The organism is Aquitalea aquatilis, assembly GCF_005155025.1.
GTDB classification, from domain to species: Bacteria; Pseudomonadota; Gammaproteobacteria; order Burkholderiales; family Chromobacteriaceae; genus Aquitalea; species Aquitalea aquatilis.
On sequence record NZ_CP039731.1, the window covers coordinates 294,751 to 314,328 of the forward strand.

General features: G+C 60.9%; 21 protein-coding genes. 11 read left to right on the plus strand and 10 right to left on the minus strand.

The genetic code is table 11. From position 1 onward, the window contains the following. Nucleotides 1-2: 2 nt before the first annotated feature. The 3 genes from FAZ30_RS01395 to ppsA all read right to left on the minus strand — a co-directional run bounded on the left by FAZ30_RS01395 (nt 3) and on the right by ppsA (nt 4,919). Nucleotides 3-953, minus strand: coding sequence for a PDR/VanB family oxidoreductase (locus FAZ30_RS01395; RefSeq protein WP_124644661.1), 951 nt, complete (start codon nt 951-953; stop codon nt 3-5). A gap of 25 nt (nt 954-978) precedes the next feature. Then, a complete protein-coding gene (locus tag FAZ30_RS01400; RefSeq protein WP_124644660.1) occupies nt 979-2,103 on the minus strand; it encodes an aromatic ring-hydroxylating oxygenase subunit alpha in 1,125 nt (374 codons plus the stop codon). 428 nt (nt 2,104-2,531) lie between these two features. Next, the gene (gene ppsA, locus FAZ30_RS01405) at nt 2,532-4,919 is read right to left on the minus strand and encodes a phosphoenolpyruvate synthase (protein WP_124644659.1); all 2,388 of its coding nucleotides are present in this window, start codon (nt 4,917-4,919) and stop codon (nt 2,532-2,534) included. 322 nt (nt 4,920-5,241) lie between these two features. Here ppsA and ppsR point away from each other — a divergent pair, with 322 nt between their 5' ends. The 7 genes from ppsR to FAZ30_RS01440 all read left to right on the plus strand — a co-directional run bounded on the left by ppsR (nt 5,242) and on the right by FAZ30_RS01440 (nt 10,400). After that, nucleotides 5,242-6,063, plus strand: a complete 822-nt coding sequence (gene ppsR, locus FAZ30_RS01410) for a posphoenolpyruvate synthetase regulatory kinase/phosphorylase PpsR (protein ID WP_059286739.1) — start codon at nt 5,242-5,244, stop codon at nt 6,061-6,063. Nucleotides 6,064-6,363: 300 nt separating this feature from the next. Further along, nucleotides 6,364-6,636 (plus strand): hypothetical protein, encoded by a 273-nt coding sequence (locus FAZ30_RS01415; protein WP_124644658.1) that lies wholly within the window; start codon nt 6,364-6,366, stop codon nt 6,634-6,636. 285 nt (nt 6,637-6,921) lie between these two features. Then, the gene (trpS, locus tag FAZ30_RS01420) at nt 6,922-7,944 is read left to right on the plus strand and encodes a tryptophan--tRNA ligase (RefSeq protein ID WP_137008461.1); all 1,023 of its coding nucleotides are present in this window, start codon (nt 6,922-6,924) and stop codon (nt 7,942-7,944) included. A 237-nt stretch (nt 7,945-8,181) separates the two neighbouring features. Further along, a complete protein-coding gene (locus FAZ30_RS01425; protein ID WP_137008463.1) occupies nt 8,182-8,871 on the plus strand; it encodes a CTP synthase C-terminal region-related (seleno)protein in 690 nt (229 codons plus the stop codon). A gap of 10 nt (nt 8,872-8,881) precedes the next feature. Further along, a complete protein-coding gene (locus FAZ30_RS01430) occupies nt 8,882-9,208 on the plus strand; it encodes a chorismate mutase (protein ID WP_124644655.1) in 327 nt (108 codons plus the stop codon). Nucleotides 9,209-9,242: 34 nt separating this feature from the next. Next, nucleotides 9,243-9,713 (plus strand): CreA family protein, encoded by a 471-nt coding sequence (locus tag FAZ30_RS01435; RefSeq protein WP_137008465.1) that lies wholly within the window; start codon nt 9,243-9,245, stop codon nt 9,711-9,713. A 6-nt stretch (nt 9,714-9,719) separates the two neighbouring features. Then, nucleotides 9,720-10,400, plus strand: a complete 681-nt coding sequence (locus FAZ30_RS01440; protein WP_137008467.1) for a YdcF family protein — start codon at nt 9,720-9,722, stop codon at nt 10,398-10,400. A 15-nt stretch (nt 10,401-10,415) separates the two neighbouring features. On the opposite strand, the gene FAZ30_RS01445 is transcribed toward FAZ30_RS01440, so the two are convergent. The 6 genes from FAZ30_RS01445 to mltG form a co-directional block, all read right to left on the minus strand. Then, nucleotides 10,416-11,198 (minus strand): MBL fold metallo-hydrolase, encoded by a 783-nt coding sequence (locus tag FAZ30_RS01445; RefSeq protein ID WP_137008469.1) that lies wholly within the window; start codon nt 11,196-11,198, stop codon nt 10,416-10,418. A gap of 4 nt (nt 11,199-11,202) precedes the next feature. Then, nucleotides 11,203-11,994: a TatD family hydrolase gene (locus FAZ30_RS01450; RefSeq protein ID WP_124644652.1), complete on the minus strand. Its 792-nt coding sequence runs from the start codon at nt 11,992-11,994 to the stop codon at nt 11,203-11,205. A 50-nt stretch (nt 11,995-12,044) separates the two neighbouring features. Beyond that, a complete protein-coding gene (locus FAZ30_RS01455; protein WP_124644651.1) occupies nt 12,045-12,410 on the minus strand; it encodes a PilZ domain-containing protein in 366 nt (121 codons plus the stop codon). Between the two features lie 98 nt (nt 12,411-12,508). Further along, a complete protein-coding gene (locus FAZ30_RS01460; RefSeq protein WP_137008471.1) occupies nt 12,509-13,510 on the minus strand; it encodes a DNA polymerase III subunit delta' in 1,002 nt (333 codons plus the stop codon). Beyond that, nucleotides 13,510-14,139, minus strand: coding sequence for a dTMP kinase (tmk, locus tag FAZ30_RS01465; protein WP_137008473.1), 630 nt, complete (start codon nt 14,137-14,139; stop codon nt 13,510-13,512). The genes FAZ30_RS01460 and tmk overlap by 1 nt, the downstream gene beginning before the upstream one ends. Continuing rightward, nucleotides 14,132-15,121, minus strand: coding sequence for an endolytic transglycosylase MltG (gene mltG, locus FAZ30_RS01470; RefSeq protein WP_205676634.1), 990 nt, complete (start codon nt 15,119-15,121; stop codon nt 14,132-14,134). Before mltG ends, tmk begins: the two co-directional genes overlap by 8 nt. Nucleotides 15,122-15,382: 261 nt before the next feature. On the opposite strand from mltG, the gene FAZ30_RS01475 reads away from it, so the two are divergent. The 4 genes from FAZ30_RS01475 to FAZ30_RS01490 all read left to right on the plus strand — a co-directional run bounded on the left by FAZ30_RS01475 (nt 15,383) and on the right by FAZ30_RS01490 (nt 18,857). Further along, complete coding sequence (locus FAZ30_RS01475; protein ID WP_168190798.1) at nt 15,383-16,057, plus strand: DUF3313 domain-containing protein; 675 nt, start codon at nt 15,383-15,385, stop codon at nt 16,055-16,057. 156 nt (nt 16,058-16,213) lie between these two features. After that, nucleotides 16,214-16,483 (plus strand): hypothetical protein, encoded by a 270-nt coding sequence (locus FAZ30_RS01480; RefSeq protein ID WP_124644647.1) that lies wholly within the window; start codon nt 16,214-16,216, stop codon nt 16,481-16,483. Nucleotides 16,484-16,699: 216 nt separating this feature from the next. Then, nucleotides 16,700-17,404, plus strand: coding sequence for a FadR/GntR family transcriptional regulator (locus FAZ30_RS01485; protein ID WP_233578567.1), 705 nt, complete (start codon nt 16,700-16,702; stop codon nt 17,402-17,404). A gap of 178 nt (nt 17,405-17,582) precedes the next feature. Then, nucleotides 17,583-18,857 (plus strand): CynX/NimT family MFS transporter, encoded by a 1,275-nt coding sequence (locus FAZ30_RS01490; protein ID WP_124644646.1) that lies wholly within the window; start codon nt 17,583-17,585, stop codon nt 18,855-18,857. A 155-nt stretch (nt 18,858-19,012) separates the two neighbouring features. Here FAZ30_RS01490 and FAZ30_RS01495 read toward each other — a convergent pair whose 3' ends face one another. Then, nucleotides 19,013-19,537 carry a DUF2946 family protein gene (locus FAZ30_RS01495; protein WP_124644645.1) on the minus strand — a complete coding sequence of 175 codons (525 nt, stop codon included), beginning with the start codon at nt 19,535-19,537 and terminating at the stop codon, nt 19,013-19,015. Between the last annotated feature and the right edge of the window lie 41 nt (nt 19,538-19,578).

The following is a 19,578-nucleotide window of genomic DNA, read 5'->3' on the forward strand; positions in this document are numbered from 1 at the left end:
ATTTACAGATCCAGCACCAGTCGCTCGCAGGCTGCACGTGACACACAGAGCATGACCCGGTCCTGTGCTGCCTGCTCCGCCGCACTCAGATACTGGTCGCGATGCAGGGCCGTACCGGCCAGCAAACGGGTTTCACACGTGCCGCAATAGCCTTCGCGGCACAGGCTCTCCACCCGGATGACCGTTTGCCGCTGGATGGCATCCAGCATGCTTTCATCGGCAGCCACTCGCACCTCGCAGCCGGATCGTGCCAGTTGCACGACAAACGCCGATCCGGCCGGGCTATCCGGCAGCGCAAAGCGTTCGATATGCAAGCGGCCCTGCTGTGCCAAATCCTGCCCGACAGCCTCTACCTCGGCAATCAGGCGCTGCGGCCCGCAGGCATAGACATGGCTTGTGGCTCCCACACCAGCCAGCAGGGCCGCCACGTCCAGCCTTGCCCCCTGGCTGGCATCATACAGCCGCACCGAATCGCGCCCGGCCAGTTGCTCGACAAAGGCAGCCTCGGCCGCCGAGCGATAAGCGTAATGCAGCTGGAAATCCTGCTCCCGCCCACGCATGGCCGCCATATGGGCGATAAAGGGGGTAATGCCGATGCCGCCGGCAATGAACAGAAAAGATGCCGTCCCCGGCGGCAAGGCAAACAGATTGGCCGGGGTAGTGAATTCCAGCCCGGCTCCTGGCTGCAGGCCATGCAGCCAGGCCGAACCGCCACGCGCACTGGCTTCACGCTTTACCGCAATATGCAGGCTGTTGCCCTCATAGCTGGCATCCAGCAGCGAATAGGCATTGACCGGACTATCCGCGCGGCTGCCCGCCCGCAGCAGCAAGTGGCTGCCGGAGCTAAATGCGGGATAGCTCCCGTCCGCCGGCTGCAGGGTCAGCGCCCTGATATCGCGAGCCAGCGGCTGCGACGCCAGCAGGCGGCCCTTCATCCAGTGAATCTGGCTCATGCTGCCCTCCTTGTTCCGCGCGGGTTTACTGACGGTAGGATTGCGCCATCATGCGGTGGAAATAGGCGATGCCATGTTCGCTGATGCCACTGAGGCTATCGTCCACCATGATGCGCCCCTGGCCACGGTAACCGCGCGATTGCAGCCCACGCTGCACGCTTTCCACCAGCCGCAAGTCTTCTGGACGGAAGGTCTGGGTCGCCCAGGTGATGAAGTTGCGCTGCTCCGGCGTCACCTCCTTGCTGGGCATCAGCACCTCGTAGTACTGCACCGTCAGCCCCGCCGACACCGGGTATTCGTAGATCACCGTCATGGTGTCATCGCCCGGCACGACGTTGAACATGACACAGGGCCATACCCAATAGCCGCTGAAAGCCTGGTTGGCGACATCGCCATCAAAGGAATAGCCCTGGCTGGACGATTTGGAATGGCCGTGTTGCAAGGTCCAGCGGCCATGGAAGGTATGCGTGTAGCTGGCGCTGTCCACCGAGCTGGAAAAGCCCGGGTGGGCCGGTGCACAGTGGTAGCACTCCATGTAGTTGTCGACAATCACCTTCCAGTTGGCCGGCGTATCGGTAATGGTGCGCGAGGCCACCTGCAGGCTGGCCACATTGGGGCAAACGCTGTGCAGGTGTTCGGCCAGCCCGGCCAATGCCGTTTCTACTGGTTCGGCCTGCATGTCCATATTGATGAAGACAAAACCGCAGTATTCCGCGACCTGTACCGGTGTCAGCCGGTAATCTGCCTTGTCGAAATGGGCAACATGCTCGCAATTGCGCGCCACTGCCAGCTCGCCGTCCAGCTTGAAGGTCCAGGCATGATAGGGACAGCTGACGACATTCTTGGCAATGCCGCTGTCTTGCAGCAGCTCATGTCCGCGGTGCGGACAGACATTGTAGAAAGCCCGCAGCACACCATCCCGCCCGCGCACCGCCAGCAGGTTTTCTCCAGCGATACGACGTGTGACATAGGCGTTGTTTTCTGCCAGTTCGCTGCCATGGCAGAAACACAGCCAGGACTTGGCAAAAATCTGCTGCTTTTCGTAGTCGAACACCGCATCGGAGGTGTAATACCTGGCGGGAAGCGTGTAGGCATGGCTCATGTCCTGGCAGAAATCATCCGGCAAATCCATTCCGATATCGCGCTGCATCACAGTCTCCTGGGTTGGCTGGCTCAGACGACTGGCCGCCAAACGGCACCAGCTGAGCATAGGCTGTATTTAGCAGCTTGCATGCCAGCCAGAAAAAACAGCCAAGCCATTGTATTTATTGAAAATACCCTTATCGAATCAGAAGGAAATTTCAGGCAACCGCTGGAAAAACCATGAATCCGCCAGTTTTCTGGCAGCCAGAAATAGCAAAACCGGACCAGGGTCCGGTGCTGACAGGTGTGCTACGCGACGGCTTATCACGGCAAACACAACCTCGCAGAGGACCCGGGCCAAGGCCTGCCAACGCGGTCAGACTTAACCCGGCCTCAAACAACCCCGTACTTGGTGCCAGTAGTACTACATGCAGAAAACTGCATAAAAAAACCGCCCTCGAAAGGGCGGTTCTTGTGTAGCCGGCAGTTGCAGGCTTAGGCGTTCAGTTCACGGGCCAGGTACAGCCAGGTTTCCACCACGGTGTCCGGGTTGAGGGACACGGTATTGATGCCCTCTTCCACCAGCCACTTGGCAAAGTCCGGATGATCCGACGGGCCCTGACCGCAGATACCGACGTACTTGTCGGCCTTGCGGCAAGCCTGGATCGCCATGTGCAGCATGGCTTTCACGGCTTCGTTGCGCTCGTCGAAGGTGGCGGCAATCGGGCCACCGGAATCGCGGTCCACGCCCAGGGTGAGCTGGGTCATGTCGTTGGAACCGATAGAGAAGCCATCGAAGAACTGCAGGAACTTGTCGGCCAGTACGGCGTTGGTCGGCAGTTCGCACATCATGATCAGACGCAGGCCGTTTTCGCCACGCTTCAGACCATTGGCAGCCAGGATTTCCACAACCTTCTCGGCTTCAGCCAGGGTGCGAACAAACGGGATCATCACTTCCACGTTGACCAGACCCATCTCGTCGCGCACCTTCTTGATGGCGCGGCATTCCAGGTCGAAACAGTCACGGAAGGATTCAGCCACGTAGCGCGCAGCACCACGGAAACCGATCATCGGGTTTTCTTCGTGCGGTTCGTACAGCTGACCGCCGATCAGGTTGGCGTACTCGTTCGACTTGAAGTCGGACATGCGTACGATGACCTTTTTCGGGGTGAAGGCTGCGGCCAGGGTAGCAACACCCTCGGCAATCTTGTCCACGTAGAAGTCAACCGGGCTGGCGTAACCGGAAATGCGATCGCTGATGGTCGCCTTCAGGTCGGCCGGCAGGGTGTCGAATTCCAGCAGGGCTTTGGGGTGAATACCGATCTGACGGTTGATCACGAATTCCATGCGCGCCAGACCCACACCTTCGTTCGGCAGCTGCGCGAAGTCGAAAGCCAGTTCCGGGTTGCCCACGTTCATCATGATCTTGACCGGAGCGGCCGGCATCTTGTCCAGCTCGAGGTCGATGATTTCGACATCCAGCAGGCCGTCATAGATGTTGCCGGTATCGCCTTCGGCGCAGGATACGGTCACCTGCATGCCTTCACGCAGGATGTCGGTGGCGTCGCCACAACCTACCACGGCCGGGATACCCAGTTCGCGAGCGATAATCGCCGCGTGACAGGTACGACCACCACGGTTGGTCACGATGGCGGCGGCACGCTTCATCACCGGTTCCCAGTCCGGGTCGGTCATGTCGGTTACCAGTACATCACCCGCCTTGACGCGATCCATTTCGGAAGCGTCCTTGATGGTGCGCACGGTGCCCTGGCCAATCTTCTGACCAATGGCGCGGCCTTCGCACAGCACGGTGGACTTGCTGTTCAGGCGGTAGCGACGCAGCGTGTCCTTGCGGTCTTCCTGCGACTTCACGGTTTCCGGACGGGCTTGCAGGATGTACAGCTTGCCGTCTTCGCCGTCACGGCCCCATTCGATATCCATCGGACGGGCGTAGTGCTTCTCGATGATCAGCGCGTATTCAGCCAGTTCCGCCACTTCCGCGTCGGTAATGGAGAATTGCTTGCGCTGTTCCGCCGCTACATCCACGGTCTTGACCGAACGGCCAGCCTGGGAAGCATCGGTGAATTCCATCTTGATCAGCTTGGAACCCATGTTCTTGCGCAGCACAGCCGGACGACCTGCCTTCAGGGTCGGCTTGTGTACGTAGAACTCGTCGGGGTTAACCGCACCTTGCACCACGGTTTCGCCCAAACCATAAGAAGCGGTGATGAACACCACGTCTTCGAAGCCGGATTCGGTGTCGATGGTAAACATCACACCGGCGGCGCCGAGGTCGGAACGCACCATGCGTTGTACACCAGCAGACAGCGCCACAACATCGTGGGCAAAGCCTTTGTGTACACGGTAGGAAATGGCGCGATCGTTATACAGAGAAGCAAAAACGTGCTTCATCGCATCCTTGACGTTTTCAAGGCCACGAATGTTCAGGAAGGTTTCTTGCTGGCCTGCGAACGAGGCATCGGGGAGATCTTCTGCGGTTGCAGAAGAACGGACTGCTACGGAAATATCGGCACCACCGGCATCGGCTACCATCTTGTCCCAGGCAGTCTTGATATCTTCATCAAGCTTGGCCGGGAAAGGAGTATCGATGATCCACTGGCGAATTTCCTTGCCGACTCGCGCCAACTCGGTCACGTCGTCGATGTCCAGATTGGACAGCGCGGCGCTGATCTTGTCAGCCAAGCCATTGTGCTGGAGGAAATCTCGGTAGGCATCCGCGGTAGTAGCAAAACCACCGGGGACTCGGACGCCCGAGCCTGCCAGCTGACTGATCATTTCACCCAGGGAGGCGTTCTTGCCGCCTACCTGTTCAACGTCAGTCATGCGCAGCTTCTCGAACCAGATGACGTAGTTCTCTGCCATCACTTCACTTCCTGTGTTGGATTGGACGGATAGAAAACCCGCATTCTAGCCGAATACCACAGGACTTGCGTAGCCCATTTTGCAGCGCACAACACTAGGGTTTGCCCCATATCAATGCAAACCACGCCCGAGGATGGTGAGTGTAAGGGCGTTTCTTTGCCAATTTGTGACCGCGATGTAGTGTGGCAACTACAACAAAAGCCATAGCAGGGGCGGATCATGGCCAATTCATGCCACCACCCTCACCGCTGCCGTACAGTCGGCGGGCAGGGGTATAATCCCTCTCAACTATTTTCTTATCGATTTCGAAACAGGTGCATCCATGCCACACCGTCGCTCCGCCTTTTTCATCTCCGACCGCACCGGCATCACTGCCGAATCGCTGGGTAATACCCTGTTGACCCAGTTCGACACACTGGAATTCAAGCGCGAGGCCATCCCTTTCATTGATACCGTGGAAAAGGCGCAGGTGGTGGTACACCACATTCGCGCCGTGGCCGAAGCCGATCACCTGAAGCCGCTGGTCTTCACCAGCATCGTCAATCCGGAAGTACGCCAGGTGCTGCATATCGACAATGCACTGGTGGTGGATTTCTTCGATACCTTCATCGGCGAACTGGAAGCCGAACTGGGCCAGAAGGCCTCGCTGACGCTGGGCAAGGCCCATGGCGTGGGCAGTGAGGAGAAATACGACCACCGCATCGAAGCGGTCAATTTCTCGCTCAATCACGATGACGGCGTAAAACTGAAAGACCTGGCCGAGGCCGACGTCATCCTGGTTGGCGTCTCACGCTCGGGTAAAACCCCGACCTGCCTGTATCTGGCACTGCAATACGGCATCAAGGCCGCCAACTACCCGCTCACCCCGGAAGACCTGGACAGCCCCACCCTGCCCAAGATGTTGCTGCCCTACCGCAACAAGATGTTCGGCCTGACCATCGACCCGGCGCGCCTGCACCATATCCGCCAGGAGCGCCGCCCGGACTCCAAATACGCCAGCCTAGACAACTGTCACTTCGAAGTGAACGAAGCCGAATCGATGTTCCGCTTCCACGGCGTGCCGTTTATCAGCACCACCCACAAGTCCATCGAAGAAATCGCCACCACCATCATGCATAAGGCCACCTTGTCGCGTCGTTTCTAAGAGCCGCTAACAAAAACCCTGCTGCTGCGTTGCGCCTCCTTGCCGTACTCTTTGTACTGTCTGCGTCGGCGCGCCTTGCCCCAGGGACGCTACGCTATTTTGTTAGCCGCTCTACGCCGCGCCACCGGCCTGCAAGCTAAAAAAGGAAGGCCGCCGCGCCTTCCTTTTTTACGCCCCCAGCCCCGTCGACATGACCTAACACACAATATCCCATTGTTTTATATCGATTTTTAAAAACAAACAGAGGAACTGTCGTAAGCAAAAGCGGCTCCAAACAACACCATTCCACCGGAGCCGCCCATGTTCATCCTCCCGATTACCAGCTGGCAAAGCTATGCGCCCGGTAGTTGGCGTCAGGGCTCGCAGCTGGCCGGCGTCAGCGGCAAGCCGGACACGCCGGTACTCTCCGGCGACTTGCGTAAGGAAATGGCGGAAACCAGCAACGACCAGCAACAACAACAGCAATCCACCGCCAGCCAGCAACAGCCGGACCATCCCCTGCCCGGCAGAGCGGCCCATGCTTATCAGCTTGCCTACCAGCCGCTGGGCAGCGTGATTGATGTCAGCGCCTGATACTTTTCAGAACAATCCCATCCTCTGCATGTCATTTTCTCTGGGTATTTTTGCAACAGCCACCGCTTGACGGCGGCAAGCCCGCCGTGTTGTGATAGAAAACATGAACTCCCGCAACGCATTCGCATCCTTTACCTGGTGGTGGCGCCTCTTCTGAGGTAGCACCGGCGACTGCGCACGCATACAACCCGGAGGCTGCCGACAAGGCGGATCCGGGTTTTGTTTTGTCTACGTTCCTCCTTGTCGATGGTTTCCCCTACTTATCTGAACAGAGCGGAACACGACATGAAACTGAGCAACATCACCCCCCAGGACATCATTCTCACTGGCGACCGCACCACCGGTTCGCTGCATCTGGGCCATTACGTAGGCTCACTGCGCAACCGCGTGCTGCTGCAGGACCGCTGCCAGCAATTCCTGCTGCTGGCCGATGCCCAGGCGCTGACCGACAATATGGGCAACTACCTCAAGGTGCGTGACAACGTGCTGCAGGTGGCGCTGGATTATCTGGCGGTGGGCATTGATCCAGCCAAGAGCACCATCTTCATCCAGAGCCTGGTGCCTGAGCTGACCGAGCTGGCTTCCTATTACCTCAATCTGGTTACCGTCTCGCGGCTGGAACGCAATCCCACCATCAAGGATGAAATAAAACAACGCGGCTACGAGCGCGACATTCCGGCCGGCTTCCTCACTTATCCGGCGGCGCAGGCGGCCGACATCACCGCCTTCAAGGCTACCGTGGTGCCCGTGGGTGAAGACCAGATTCCCATGATCGAGCAGACCAACGAGATCGTGCGCCGCTTTAACAGCAGCGTGGAAACACCGGTGCTGGTGGAAGCCAAGGCCATGGTGCCGGAGGTGGGTGCCCGCCTGCCCGGTATCGACGGCAAGGCCAAGATGTCCAAATCGCTGGGCAACACCCTCACCCTGTCGGCCAGTGCCGATGAAATCCGCCAGGCGGTGAAGATGATGTACACCGACCCCAATCATCTGCGTGTGTCCGACCCCGGCCAGGTGGAAGGCAATGTGGTGTTCAGCTATCTGGATGCCTTCCACCCCAATATCGAACTGGTCAAACGCATGAAAGAACACTACCAGCAAGGCGGGCTGGGCGACACCGTCATCAAACAGCATCTGGAAGAATGCTTGCAGGAACTGTTGGCCCCCATCCGCCAGCGCCGCGAACAATACGCCCGCGACCCGGCGGCCATTCTGGCCATGCTGAAGCAAGGCACCGCCCGCGCCCGTCAGGTAGCCGCCGTGACCCTGTCCGAAGTCAAAGCCGCCATGGGACTGAACTACTACTGAGCCACCCGCCCTGCTGCGTGCATCCGCAGGGATGATGCACGCATGACAAAACCCCCGCTCCGGCCTTGCGGCTCCTTGCCGTACGATTTGTACTGTCGGCGTCGGCGCGCCTTGGTCCGCAGCCTCTACGCGGTTTTGCTAGTCACTTTATATTGGCCTTGATCTGTAATTTTTGTTACAAATACAAATTAAATATAAATTTTGTTTATATAAATTCAATCAACAGAAGGACTAGCCATGACCCGCATCGCACTGATTGGCGATTTTGACCCCGGCGTAGTCGCGCATCAGGCCATTCCACTGGCGCTGCAACTGGCAGCAAGCCAGCTTGATGCTGATTTCCAGCCGGTGTGGCTAGCCACAGACCGCATCCACAGTGCGGCCGATCTGGCAGGCTTTGCCGCCATCTGGTGCGTACCGGCCAGCCCCTATCGCAACATGGACGGCGCACTGACGGCCATTCGCCATGCCCGCGAACAGGGCCTGCCCTTTCTGGGCAGCTGCGGCGGCTTTCAGCACGCCATCCTCGAATACGCCCGCCATGTACTGGGCTGGCAGGATGCCGAGCATGGCGAAACCGCCCCCACAGCCGAGCGCGCCGTCATCGCCCCGCTTAGCTGCGCCCTGGTGGAAACCCGTGCCGAAGTGCGCTTTGCCGCCGGCTCGCAATTGGCCGCCATTTATGGGCAGGCTGCAGCCATGGAAGGCTATCGCTGCCGCTACGGGCTGAACCCGGCCTTTGCCAGCGAACTGACCAGCGGCCCCTTGCAGGCCAGCGCCTTTGATGAAGATGGCGAAGTACGCGCGGTAGAACTGAACGGGCACCCCTTCTTTATTGCCACCCTGTTCCAATCCGAGCGCGCTGCCCTGCAGGGGCAATGCCCGCCGCTGGCCCGCGCCCTGCTGCAAGCAGCCCGCCACCATTGAGGAAACCGTCATGGAATTTGTTTACCAGTGTCAGAATCTGCCAGAAGTACGCACCCAGATAGACCGTATCGACCGCGAGCTGGTTGCCCTGCTGGCCGAGCGCGGCCTGTATGTGAAACAGGCGGCAGCCTTCAAGCAGACCAGCGATGAGGTGGAAGGCGGCAAACGGGTGGATCAGGTGATGCGCCGAGTGGAAAAGCTGGCCGGCGAACTGGGTGCCGACCCGCAACTGACTGCCGAGGTCTACCGCACCATGATCAGCCACTTCATTGCCAGTGAAATGCGCGAATTCGACCGCCAGCAAGCCACCATGGGCAAAACCGCGCCGTCGGCTTAGACTGCAGCTTCTCACTCCCTGACAAGGCATCGCCGTGAAAAACCTCTGTGCCATCCTGCTGCTGGCCGGCCTGTGCAGCCTGCCCACCGCCCATGCCGAAGAAGTCGGCAAGATCTCCACCACCTTCCGTCTGCTCAGCCCCAATGACAAGGTGGTGGTCGATGCTTTCGACGACCCTGCCGTGAGCGGCGTGGCCTGCTATGTGTCACGCGCCCAGACTGGCGGCTACAGCGGTGCGGTCGGCCTGGCCAAAGACCCATCGCGCTTTTCGGTAGCCTGCCGCCAGATCGGCAGCATCAGCTTTGCCAGAGCGCTGCCAAAACAGGAAGAAGTGTTCAAGGAAAGCGCTTCCTTCGTGTTCAAGCATGTGCGGGTAGTACGCATTGTCGATGCCAAACGCAATACCCTGGTCTACCTCACCTACTCCGACAAACTGATCGACGGCAGCCCGGACAATGCAGTCACCGCCGTTCCGGTCAGCGGCCAGAGCATTCCGCAGAAATAGCCGCGCATGTCCTGCCCGACCACGCCTACCCTGCAAAGAGCCAGCCTGCTGTGGGATTTCCTGAGTGCCGGGCGCAGCCATCAGCCCTGTGATGTGCTGGTGGTATGCGGCTCTTATGATCTGCGCGTGGTCGATCACGCAGTAGGACTACTGCAGCGGGGTGTTGCCCCGCGCATGCTGATCAGCGGCAATACCGGTAACTGGACCCGTGATTTGTGGAGCAAACCAGAGGCCGAGGTCTTTGCCGAAAGGGCGCTACAACTGGGGATAAGCCAACAGCAACTGCTGCTGGAGCCACGGGCAGGCAACTTTGCTGAAAATCTGGCGTTTTCTCGTGCCCTGTGTCCGGATGCACGTAGCGTCACTTTTGTGACCAAACCCAACTCCATCCGCCGCGTCATGCAGACCCAGCCAGTGCAATGGCCGGGCATCAGCTGCAGCGTGGATGCGCCCGACTTTGCCTTCCCCTGGGGAGTATCGAATATGGTGGGCGTGTTCGGGCTGATCGAAGAAATGGTCGGCGATATTCACCGCCTGCTGCGCTATCCGCGACTGGGCTTTCAGCAAGCGCTGCAGATACCGCCGGTGGTGCTGCAAGCATGGCAACAACTGATTGCCCAGGGCTACAACCGGCACCTGCTGCGGGGCAGCGCACTGGATGACCTGCCTGCGCATCTGGCCATTTGAAAACAGCAGGCCGTACTACACCCGCACCCTCAAGCCGTCATAGCCCACTTCTACCCCTGGCGGGCACAGCGCCGACAGCGTGTGGTATTCCAGCCGGTGAATCATGTGGATCAGCACGGTGCGGCGGGCACCGATGCGTTCGGCCCACTGCAATGACTGATGAAAACCCAGATGCGAGGGGTAGCCATCCATGTTCAGGCAGTCCAGGAACAACACATCTAGCCCTTGCAACAAGGCCAGGCTTTCATCCGGGATATGCGACAGGTCGGTCAGCCAGGCGGCATTGCCGATGCGCCAGCCCAGGCAGGGCCAGCTGCCGTGTTGCAGCGGAATGGGGGTAATGGGCAGGCCGGCATGTTCGAACGGGCCGCTGACCACCTCTGGTAGCAGCACCGGCTTGTCCCACACCTTGGAGGGTGGCTGCAGCGCGTAGCCAAAGCGGCTGGTGATGTTGTCCATGGTGAAGGCATTGCCATACAGCACCACCGCGCCTTGCCGGACATAGCAGAAGGCGCGCAGATCATCAATGCCGTTCAGGTGGTCGGCATGCGGGTGGGTATACAACACCGCATCCACCTGGCGAATACCTTCACGCAGCGCTTGCTGGCGCAGGTCGGGGCCGGTATCGATCAGCAAACCCAGATCGCCGCAGCGCACATAAGCGGAGCAACGGGTGCGGTGATTGCGCGGATCGCTTGAGCTGCAGGTGGCACACTGACAGCCGATGGCCGGGGTGCCCGAGCTGGAACCGCAACCGAGAATGGTGATTTCAAGCTGGTCCGGCTGCAGTGCGCTCATGGCATCAGCCTTGCTGCCCGGCTTGCGGGCGCTGGATTTTACTGAACAGACGATAGAAGTTGTCGCTGGTGGCGGCGGCCACTTCCTCGAAGCTGATACCTCGCAGCTGGGCGATATGCTCAGCCACATGGCGGACATAGGCCGGCTCGTTCAGCTTGCCGCGATAGGGAATCGGTGCCAGATAGGGCGAATCGGTTTCCACCAGCATGCGTTCCAGCGGCATTTTTTGCGCCACTTCCTTGATCTGGGCAGCGTTCTTGAAGGTGACGATGCCGGAGAAGGAAATATAAAAGCCGATCTCCAGCGCGGCCTGCGCCACTTCCCAGTTTTCGGTAAAGCAGTGCATCACCCCACCGCACTGTTCGGCACCCTCTTCGCGCAAGATGCGGATGGTGTCGGCGGCAGATTCGCGGGTATGGATGATCAGCGGCAGGCCGGCGCGTTTCGCGGCGCGGATATGGGTGCGGAAACGCTGGTGCTGCCATTCCAGATCGCCCTTGCACCAGTGGTAGTCCAGCCCGGTTTCGCCGATGCCCACCACGCGCGGATGGGCGGCATGGGCCAGCAGCTCGTCTTCGCTGAATTCCTCGGCATCCGGGTCGTCCGGGTGAATACCCACGGTGGCATACAGATTGCCGTGGTTTTCCGCCAGCGCCAGTACCTCAGGATATTTGGGGCGGGAGACGCCAATCACCAGCGCCAGCTCGACACCATTGTGCTGCATATTGGCCAGCACCTCGGGCAGACGGCTGGAGAGGTCGGGGAAATTGATATGGCAGTGCGAATCGACAAGCATGGTGTGTGTTCTGGCTGGCAGTGCGTCCGGCGCTAACCGGACCGCAGGGTTTACATGGTATGGGTGGGACGGCTGGAGTTAAGCACGCCGCCCAGCAGGGTTTCGATCTTGGCCTTGGCCTGGTTGCCGGCGTCGCCAGCGGAAAACTCCACCCCGATGCCCTGCACCCGGCTGTTATTGGCACCGACCGGGGTGATCCATACCACCTTGGCCTGCACGGCGATTTTCTGCGGCTCGTCCATCAGGGTCAGCAACAGGAATACCTCTTCGCCCAGCTTCATGTCCTTGTTGGTGGGAATGAAGATGCCGCCGTTTTTCAGGAATGGCATATAGGCGGCAAACAGGGCGCTGCGCTCCTTGATATGCAGCGACAGCACGCCAGGACGGGTGAGGTCGGGACGGGTGGTATTTTCCATATGCGCGTTTTCCGCTTTCCTTGTCATGCTGCCAAGAGCCGCCATCCACATGGCCCCTGCATTATAGATAGCCGCTGCAGCCGGTGTGCTGCAGTCAATCAGCCCTGGCGGCCGCCGGCGAAGATCTTCAGATAGTCCATCAGCAGCGCCTCCAGTTGCAGGCGCGTATTCAGCGTGTGCTGGCCAAAGGGGGCCAGCTGTTGCAGGGCATCCTGGCAACGCATCAGTGCCACGGGGTCACAACGCGACACCAGCTGCTGCAATACCGCTTGCTGCTCGGGATGATAGCGGACAATCCCCGCCAGACTCAAACCAGCCAGGTCGTGCAGCCATTTGCCCAGCCAGCCCAGCGGAATGGCCAGCGGCAGCTTCTGCTTGTCTACCAGTTCCGCCAGATTGAGGATGCTGGCGAAGGTGGGCAGGCCCAGGCCATCGATAAACTGGCTGCGCAGCTTGGCCAGCGCCGGATCATGGTCGAACAGTGGTGCACCGCCGTTGTGGGCCAGCTCGGCCTCGGCATTGCTTACGCCCTGCTGCCGCAACCAGTCCAGCGCCTGCGCGGCGGAAGGGGCCGACAAGGGAAACTGGCGGCAACGGCTGCGAATGGTGGGCAGCAGCCGCTGCGCGGCCTGGGCCACCAGCAGGAACAGCACGTCCTGCGGCGGCTCCTCGAGGATTTTCAGCAAGGCATTGGCCGCTGCCGGGTTGAGGTTTTCCGCCGGCTCCACCACCACGATGCGCTGTCCGGCACGGTGGGCGGTGAGATGGGCAAATTCGATGACCTGGCGCACCGCTTCGATCTTGATCAGCGGCAGCTTGCGGCCGGGCTTGGCTTCCTTGCCTTCTTCCTCTTCCTCGGTCTGCGGTGACAGGCGGCGGAAATCGGGGTGGGTGCCATGCTCGAACCAGCGGCAGCCTTCGCAGTGGCCACATGGCTGGTAATCAGCCTGCAATTGCTCGCACAGCAGCGATTGCGCCAGATGTAGGGCAAATTCCAGCTTGCCAGTGCCAGCCGGGCCAATGAACAGCCAGGCATTGGGCAGGCGGGCGCGTTCGGCATTCAGCCGCTGCCAGTCTTGCTGTTGCCAGGGAAACAGCATCAGCTTCGCTCCAGCAAGGCCGCCAGATGGCTGGCAATATCCTGTTGCAGCTGGGCAATGCTGCGGGTGGCATCCAGCACGCGGAAACGTGGGTCTTGCTCCGCACGTTGCAGATAGGCATCGCGCACACGCTGGTGAAAATCGGCCTGTTCCTGCTCGAAACGGTCCAGCTGGCGGTTGCCGGCCATGCGCTGGCTGGCCACATCCAGCGGCACATCGAACAGCAGGGTCAGATCCGGCTGCAGGCCTTGCTGTACCCAGTTTTCCAGCACGGCAATACGCTCGGCCGGCACGCCGCGACCACCACCCTGAAAGGCGAAAGTGGAGTCGGTAAAACGGTCGGACACCACCCAGCGTCCGGCTTGCAGTGCCGGGCGAATCAGGCTGGATACCAGTTGCTGGCGTGAGGCGAACATCAGCAGGGTTTCGGCTTCCAGCGATACCTCGGTATCCACCGCCAGCAACAGGGCGCGCACCTGCTCGCCCAGCGGGGTGCCACCCGGTTCGCGGGTGAATTCAGCCGCAATGTCATGCGCGGCCAGCCAGTCGCGGATAAAGCCCAGATGCGTGCTCTTGCCGGCACCGTCTATGCCTTCCAGCGTGATGAAACGGCCAGTGTGCTCAGCCATTGGAGCCTTTCTTCAGAATGTATTTGCGCACCGCCTGATTGTGCTGCTCCAGTGTTTCCGAGAAATAGGAGCTGCCATCGCCCTTGGCCACGAAATACAGGGCGCTGGAGTTGGCCGGATTGGCGGCAGCTTCCAGCGCGGCCTTGCCGGGCAGGGAGATGGGCGTCGGCGTCAGGCCGCTGCGGGTATAAGTATTGTAGGGGCTGTCGCGGCGCAGGTCGGCCTTGCTGATATTGCCCTGATAAGCCGTACCCATGCCGTAGATGACCGAAGGGTCGGTCTGCAGGCGCATGCCCTTGTTGAGGCGGTTGACGAACACGGCGGCCACCAGCGGGCGGTCGGCATCCAGCGAGGTTTCCTTTTCCACCAGGCTGGCCATGATCAGCAGCTCGTACGGGGTGTGATAGGGCAGATCCGGCTTGCGCGCGGCCCAGGCGGCTTCCAGCTTCTGCTGCATGGTGGCGTAGGCGCGGCGGTACAGCTCCAGGTCGCTGCTACCCGGAGTAAACAGATAAGTGCTGGGGAAAAACAGCCCTTCCGGCTTGATGTCGTTCAGCCCCAGTTGCTGTAGCAACTGCGCGTCGCTCAGTTCGCGTGCTTCATGCACGATATCCGGATTGCGGTCGACCGCCTGCCGCAACTGACGGAAGCTCCAGCCCTCGATCACGGTCAGGCTGGCCTCGTCGGGATGGCCGTCAGCCAGCCGCTGCAGGATGTTCCACATCGATACCGATTCATTGAACTGGTAGAGGCCGGCCTTGATCTTGCGATCCATGCCCTGCGCCCGCCCCAGCAGCATCATAATATTGCGGTTGCGGATGACCCCTTCATCCGCCAGAGTACGCGCCACCTGGCCCAGCGTGCGATTGGGGCCGATAGTCAGTTTGTAGGGCGATTGCGGCAGGTCGACCGGAATGACCACCACCCAGCTCAGCCAGGCGGCGACGGTCAACACGGCCAGCAACAGGATGCGTGGCCACAAGGCAGGGGATTTTCGTCTGGGTTTGGCAGGCACGGCGGGTATCGGCGACAGGGTGATTGGGCAAGGGAGAGATGATACCAGCAAGGGCCGCTGCTGGCATGCCACATGGGACGGATCACCGCGCTCCGGCCAGCTTGCAGCGACACTGCATTACGTCGTCATGACAGCTATAGTAAGCTCTGCGCCAAACGGCCCACAGTGGGGAACGCCCGGCCAGCGGCCTTCTCCCATGCTGCACACCCCATCCCGGAGACACCTGCAATGAAACCGTTTTTCCGCCTTGCCTGCGCCATCGTCGCCATGAGCGCGCTCAGCCACAGCGCCATGGCCGAGGAAAATCAGCAGCACTTGTTCAATCTGCCGCCGGAAGCCTTCCAGCCCAATCCCAAAGTCCCCGGGCAGATGGTTTATCTCAAACCCAGCGCAGATCTGAAGCAGTACCATGCCGTCATTCTGGAACCGCTATCCTTTCTGGAGCGCCAGCCCGACGGCAACTGGCAGCTGCTGGTCTCCGCCGAAAAAAACAAGATCGACCGCTACTACCGCATGAGCATGGAAACCGCGCTGCGCAAGGAGCGCATCAAGGTGGTCACCGAGCCCGGGCCGGGTGTGGCCCGCCTGCGCGTGGCGGTGACCGGCTTCCAGCAGGACAAGCCGGGCCTGGCAGTCAGTGACATTCTGCCGATCAAGGCCGCCTTCAATCTGGCACGCTTCGCGACCGGCACCGACCCCTATCTGCTGAAAGTGTCCACCATGGGCCAGCTTGACGACTCGCAGGATCACACCCTGCTGGCTGGCGGCGTCAACCTGATTGAAAACCCGGGCAGCAAGACCAAGGATGAAGCCATCACGGCCGAGCTGCTGAAAAAGATGATCAACAACTGGACCGCCAAGAACGCGCGCCAGCTGGCCCACGCGCTGTCGCCAGCCAAGTGATCGCACCAGGAACAAACTTTGACAAGCGCTGTAACAATCCGTAATGGATAATTTTTGTCATGTGTTTTATGGTAGTTTGCCTGAGGCCGGTTTTTCACACTCCACACCGGCCGGACAGCCGGGAATGTCTCCCGCCCAACATAAAAGGAACCTGCAATGCGCAAATTCGTGATGATGGCACTGTTGACCCTGGCCACTGCCAATGTCGCTCTGGCTGCAGACGCCAGCTGTGATGCCAAGGCGGCCGAGAAAAAGCTGGCTGGCGCGGCCAAGACCAGCTTCCTGAAGAAATGTGAAAAAGACAGCAAGGCTGTCGCACCGCAAGCCATGTGCGAAGGCAAGGCCGCCGACAAGAAACTGGCCGGCGCTGCCAAGAACAGCTTTGTGAAGAAATGCGTGAAGGATTCCGCTTCCGCAGCCAAATAAGCAGTCAGGCGGGCTGCCGCAGCCCGCCACTCTCCACTCCCCACTCTCCACTCCCCACTCTCCACTCCCCACTCTCCACTCCCCACTCCCCACTCCCCACTCCCCACTCTCCCGACTCCCGACTCCCGACTCCCCACTCTCCCGATTCCCCACTTCACCCGCTTGCCTCCTGCGCCAACACACGGCAAAATACATCGGATGATTGGATGAATAAACATGACCATGCACAAACTGACACAAACCAAGCGTTCGCTGGTTGATCTGGCGCTGGAGGAACTGGGCCAGCGGCTGACCAGCGGCACATGGGCCGTGGGCAGCCGTATTCCCACCGAACCGGAGCTGGCCGAGCAGCTGGGCATCAGCCGCAATACCGTGCGCGAAGCCGTCCGGGTATTGCTGTATGCCGGCCTGCTGGAAGTCCGTCAGGGCGACGGCACCTATGTGCGTGCCATCACCAGCCCGGCGGAGGCCATGCGCAGCATCAGCCGCGCCAGCCTGCGCGAACAGCTGGAAGTACGGGCCGTGCTGGAGGAAAGCACCGCCCGGCTGGCCGCCCTGCGCGCCGATGAGCAGGACATTGCGCAGATTGAACGCTGCCTGGCCGTTCGCGGCGAGCAGCACCAGTACCAGAGCGCCGACGACTTCATTGCCCGCGATCTGGACTTTCACCTGGCCATTGCCGATGCCTGCGGCAACGCCGCACTGGCCGAGCTGTACCGCTACTTCTCGCGCACGGTACAACTGGGCATCCAGTTCTCCATTCAGGACGAGGCCCTGCCCGATCCAGACCTCGCCTCGCATCAGGCCATTGTCACTGCCATCCGCAATGGCGATGCAACCGCCGCCGGCCAGGCCGCCGCCGCCGTCACCGGCCCGCTGTTGCAGGCGCTGGATGATCTGCTGCCGCCAAGTGCAGGCTAACCGCAACCAACTCAACCCTAAAAACCTGTTCACGGTCTGTGATACTCGGGGGATTCTGCGTTGAAACGTCGTTCAAAATGCTCATGGACGCCATGTCCATTGCGCTTTTTCACGCCCTTTCGCCTTGACTGACCCTTCGTTCCCTAGCTCGTGAACACGTTTTAATTAAAAGAACATCATGTCCCGCACCTCCCCCTCTACCCCGCCCAGTCTGGCGGACGAACTGCTGATCGACGCCGAAATCGATGATGAGGGCGTGCAGCAGGCCCCCCTGCCCACCACGCCGCGCTGGCTGCTGGTGCTGGGCCTGGTGCTGATTGGCATCAATCTGCGCCCCGCCCTGTCCAGCCTGGCCCCGCTACTGGGGCAGATCAAAAACGAAATCGGCATTTCCGCCACCATGGCCGGCCTGCTCACCACCCTGCCGGTACTGTGCCTGGGCCTGTTCGGCCCGCTGGCACCGCAACTGGCGCGCCGCTTTGGCAGCGAGCGCAGCATTGCCGCCGTGCTGTTGCTGCTGGCAGCCGGTATCGCCCTGCGCAGCCAGTTTGGCCTGCACGGCCTGCTGCTGGGCTCACTGCTGTCCGGTGCCGCCATCGGCATGATTGGCGTGCTGCTGCCGGGCATCGTCAAGCGCGACTTTCCGCAACAGGCCGGCCTGATGACCGGCGTTTACACCATGGCCCTGTGCCTGGGAGCGGCCCTAGCCGCCGGGGCTACCGTGCCGCTGGATCACCTGTTTGGCCAACGCTGGCAGGCAGCACTGGCTTTCTGGGCCATGCCGGCCCTGCTGGCCTTCGCGGTGTGGTGGCCGCAGCTGGGCCAGGGACAGCAACAACATGCCGGCCACTGGCAGGTCAGCGGCCTGTGGCGCGAAGCACTGGCCTGGCAGGTGACCGCCTATATGGGCCTGCAGTCCTCGCTGTCCTACATCGTGTTTGGCTGGATGCCGTCGATTCTGATCGAACGCGGGCTATCGCCGCTGGATGCCGGCCTGATGATGTCGCTGTCGATCATGGTGCAGGTGATTGCCTCGCTAGGCGTGCCGCTGCTGGCGCAGCGCTGCCCGGATCAGCGCCTGCCCATCGCCTGCGTGATGACGCTGACGCTAGCCGGTCTGCTGGGCATGCTGTATGCCCCGCTAAGCCAGCTGTGGCTGTGGGCGGTACTGCTGGGCATAGGCCAGGGCGGTGCCTTCAGCATGGCGCTCAGCCTGCTGGTGCTGCGCTCACCGGACAGCCACGTGGCGGCTCACCTGTCGGGCATGGCTCAGGGGGTGGGCTATACCATTGCCGCCTGCGGCCCGCTGGCAGCCGGCATCATTCATGATGTGGCCGGCAACTGGGCCCCGGTGGGCTGGCTGTTTGGCGGCATTGCCGGTACCGCGCTGTGTTTCGGCCTGCTGGCCGGCCGCCAGCGTCTGGTCAGGGCCAGGGCGGTACGGCTGGACTGAAGCCGGGCGGGCTGCCAGAGCGGTAATCCTGCTGGGGCGGTTAAGCGCAGCTCACAAAACCGCGCAGAGCACCCGGGTCAAGGCGCGCCGACGCAGACCGTACCAGTGCTACGGCAAGGAGGCGCAACGCAGGAGCGGTGGTTTTGTTCGCAGGTCTAGGCCTGCGGCCGGGTCACCACGCCATAGCGCTGCCATAAGGCCGGCAGGGTATGCAGGCTGAGCGGCAGCGGATGGCCATCAAGCTGCAAGGTGGCCGGCAGCCGCGTGGCATCGCCATCCCATTGTGCGAGGCCGGCAGCGGCCACTGCGGCCAGATCGCGGTCGTCCACCACTGCCAGTTCGCCAGCAATCTCGATGAACAGCTGGCCTTCGGGCGTCATGAAGGCCGCACGGGCCTGCACATCGTCATCACATGGCAGTGTCTGCCATGCACCATCAACCAAACGTGCCACCAGCGGCGCGGCATCCAGGCTGACAAACACCTTTTGCGGGCCGTTCTGCACATAGTAGCGACCATGCGCGTCGCGGCTGTAATTGCGGTTGAAGAAGGCCACCATGCCTTCATGCGTCAGGCGCTCATCGCGTATCCACCACTGTCCGCGTCCATCAAGCCGCAACCAGCCGAACACTGCCGGCACATTCGGCCACTTGGCCATGGCGGCCAGAACTTGCGTATCCATCTCTCCACACTCCTTGCGGGCTATCCTGCCCGCCTTGTTAT

Excerpts from the sequence above, each read along its gene's own strand:
- FAZ30_RS01425 (WP_137008463.1), top strand. The coding sequence starts at position 8,182 with ATGACCCGCATCGCACTGATTGGCGATTTTGACCCCGGCGTAGTCGCG.
- FAZ30_RS01445 (WP_137008469.1), bottom strand. The coding sequence starts at position 11,198 with ATGAGCGCACTGCAGCCGGACCAGCTTGAAATCACCATTCTCGGTTGC.
- ppsR (WP_059286739.1), top strand. The coding sequence starts at position 5,242 with ATGCCACACCGTCGCTCCGCCTTTTTCATCTCCGACCGCACCGGCATC.
- FAZ30_RS01440 (WP_137008467.1), top strand. The coding sequence starts at position 9,720 with ATGTCCTGCCCGACCACGCCTACCCTGCAAAGAGCCAGCCTGCTGTGG.
- FAZ30_RS01480 (WP_124644647.1), top strand. The coding sequence starts at position 16,214 with ATGCGCAAATTCGTGATGATGGCACTGTTGACCCTGGCCACTGCCAAT.
- FAZ30_RS01490 (WP_124644646.1), top strand. The coding sequence starts at position 17,583 with ATGTCCCGCACCTCCCCCTCTACCCCGCCCAGTCTGGCGGACGAACTG.
- FAZ30_RS01485 (WP_233578567.1), top strand. The coding sequence starts at position 16,700 with ATGACCATGCACAAACTGACACAAACCAAGCGTTCGCTGGTTGATCTG.
- tmk (WP_137008473.1), bottom strand. The coding sequence starts at position 14,139 with ATGGCTGAGCACACTGGCCGTTTCATCACGCTGGAAGGCATAGACGGT.
- FAZ30_RS01430 (WP_124644655.1), top strand. The coding sequence starts at position 8,882 with ATGGAATTTGTTTACCAGTGTCAGAATCTGCCAGAAGTACGCACCCAG.
- FAZ30_RS01455 (WP_124644651.1), bottom strand. The coding sequence starts at position 12,410 with ATGGAAAATACCACCCGTCCCGACCTCACCCGTCCTGGCGTGCTGTCG.
- ppsA (WP_124644659.1), bottom strand. The coding sequence starts at position 4,919 with ATGGCAGAGAACTACGTCATCTGGTTCGAGAAGCTGCGCATGACTGAC.
- FAZ30_RS01395 (WP_124644661.1), bottom strand. The coding sequence starts at position 953 with ATGAGCCAGATTCACTGGATGAAGGGCCGCCTGCTGGCGTCGCAGCCG.
- FAZ30_RS01475 (WP_168190798.1), top strand. The coding sequence starts at position 15,383 with ATGAAACCGTTTTTCCGCCTTGCCTGCGCCATCGTCGCCATGAGCGCG.
- FAZ30_RS01415 (WP_124644658.1), top strand. The coding sequence starts at position 6,364 with ATGTTCATCCTCCCGATTACCAGCTGGCAAAGCTATGCGCCCGGTAGT.
- FAZ30_RS01400 (WP_124644660.1), bottom strand. The coding sequence starts at position 2,103 with ATGCAGCGCGATATCGGAATGGATTTGCCGGATGATTTCTGCCAGGAC.
- trpS (WP_137008461.1), top strand. The coding sequence starts at position 6,922 with ATGAAACTGAGCAACATCACCCCCCAGGACATCATTCTCACTGGCGAC.
- FAZ30_RS01495 (WP_124644645.1), bottom strand. The coding sequence starts at position 19,537 with ATGGATACGCAAGTTCTGGCCGCCATGGCCAAGTGGCCGAATGTGCCG.
- FAZ30_RS01460 (WP_137008471.1), bottom strand. The coding sequence starts at position 13,510 with ATGCTGTTTCCCTGGCAACAGCAAGACTGGCAGCGGCTGAATGCCGAA.
- FAZ30_RS01450 (WP_124644652.1), bottom strand. The coding sequence starts at position 11,994 with ATGCTTGTCGATTCGCACTGCCATATCAATTTCCCCGACCTCTCCAGC.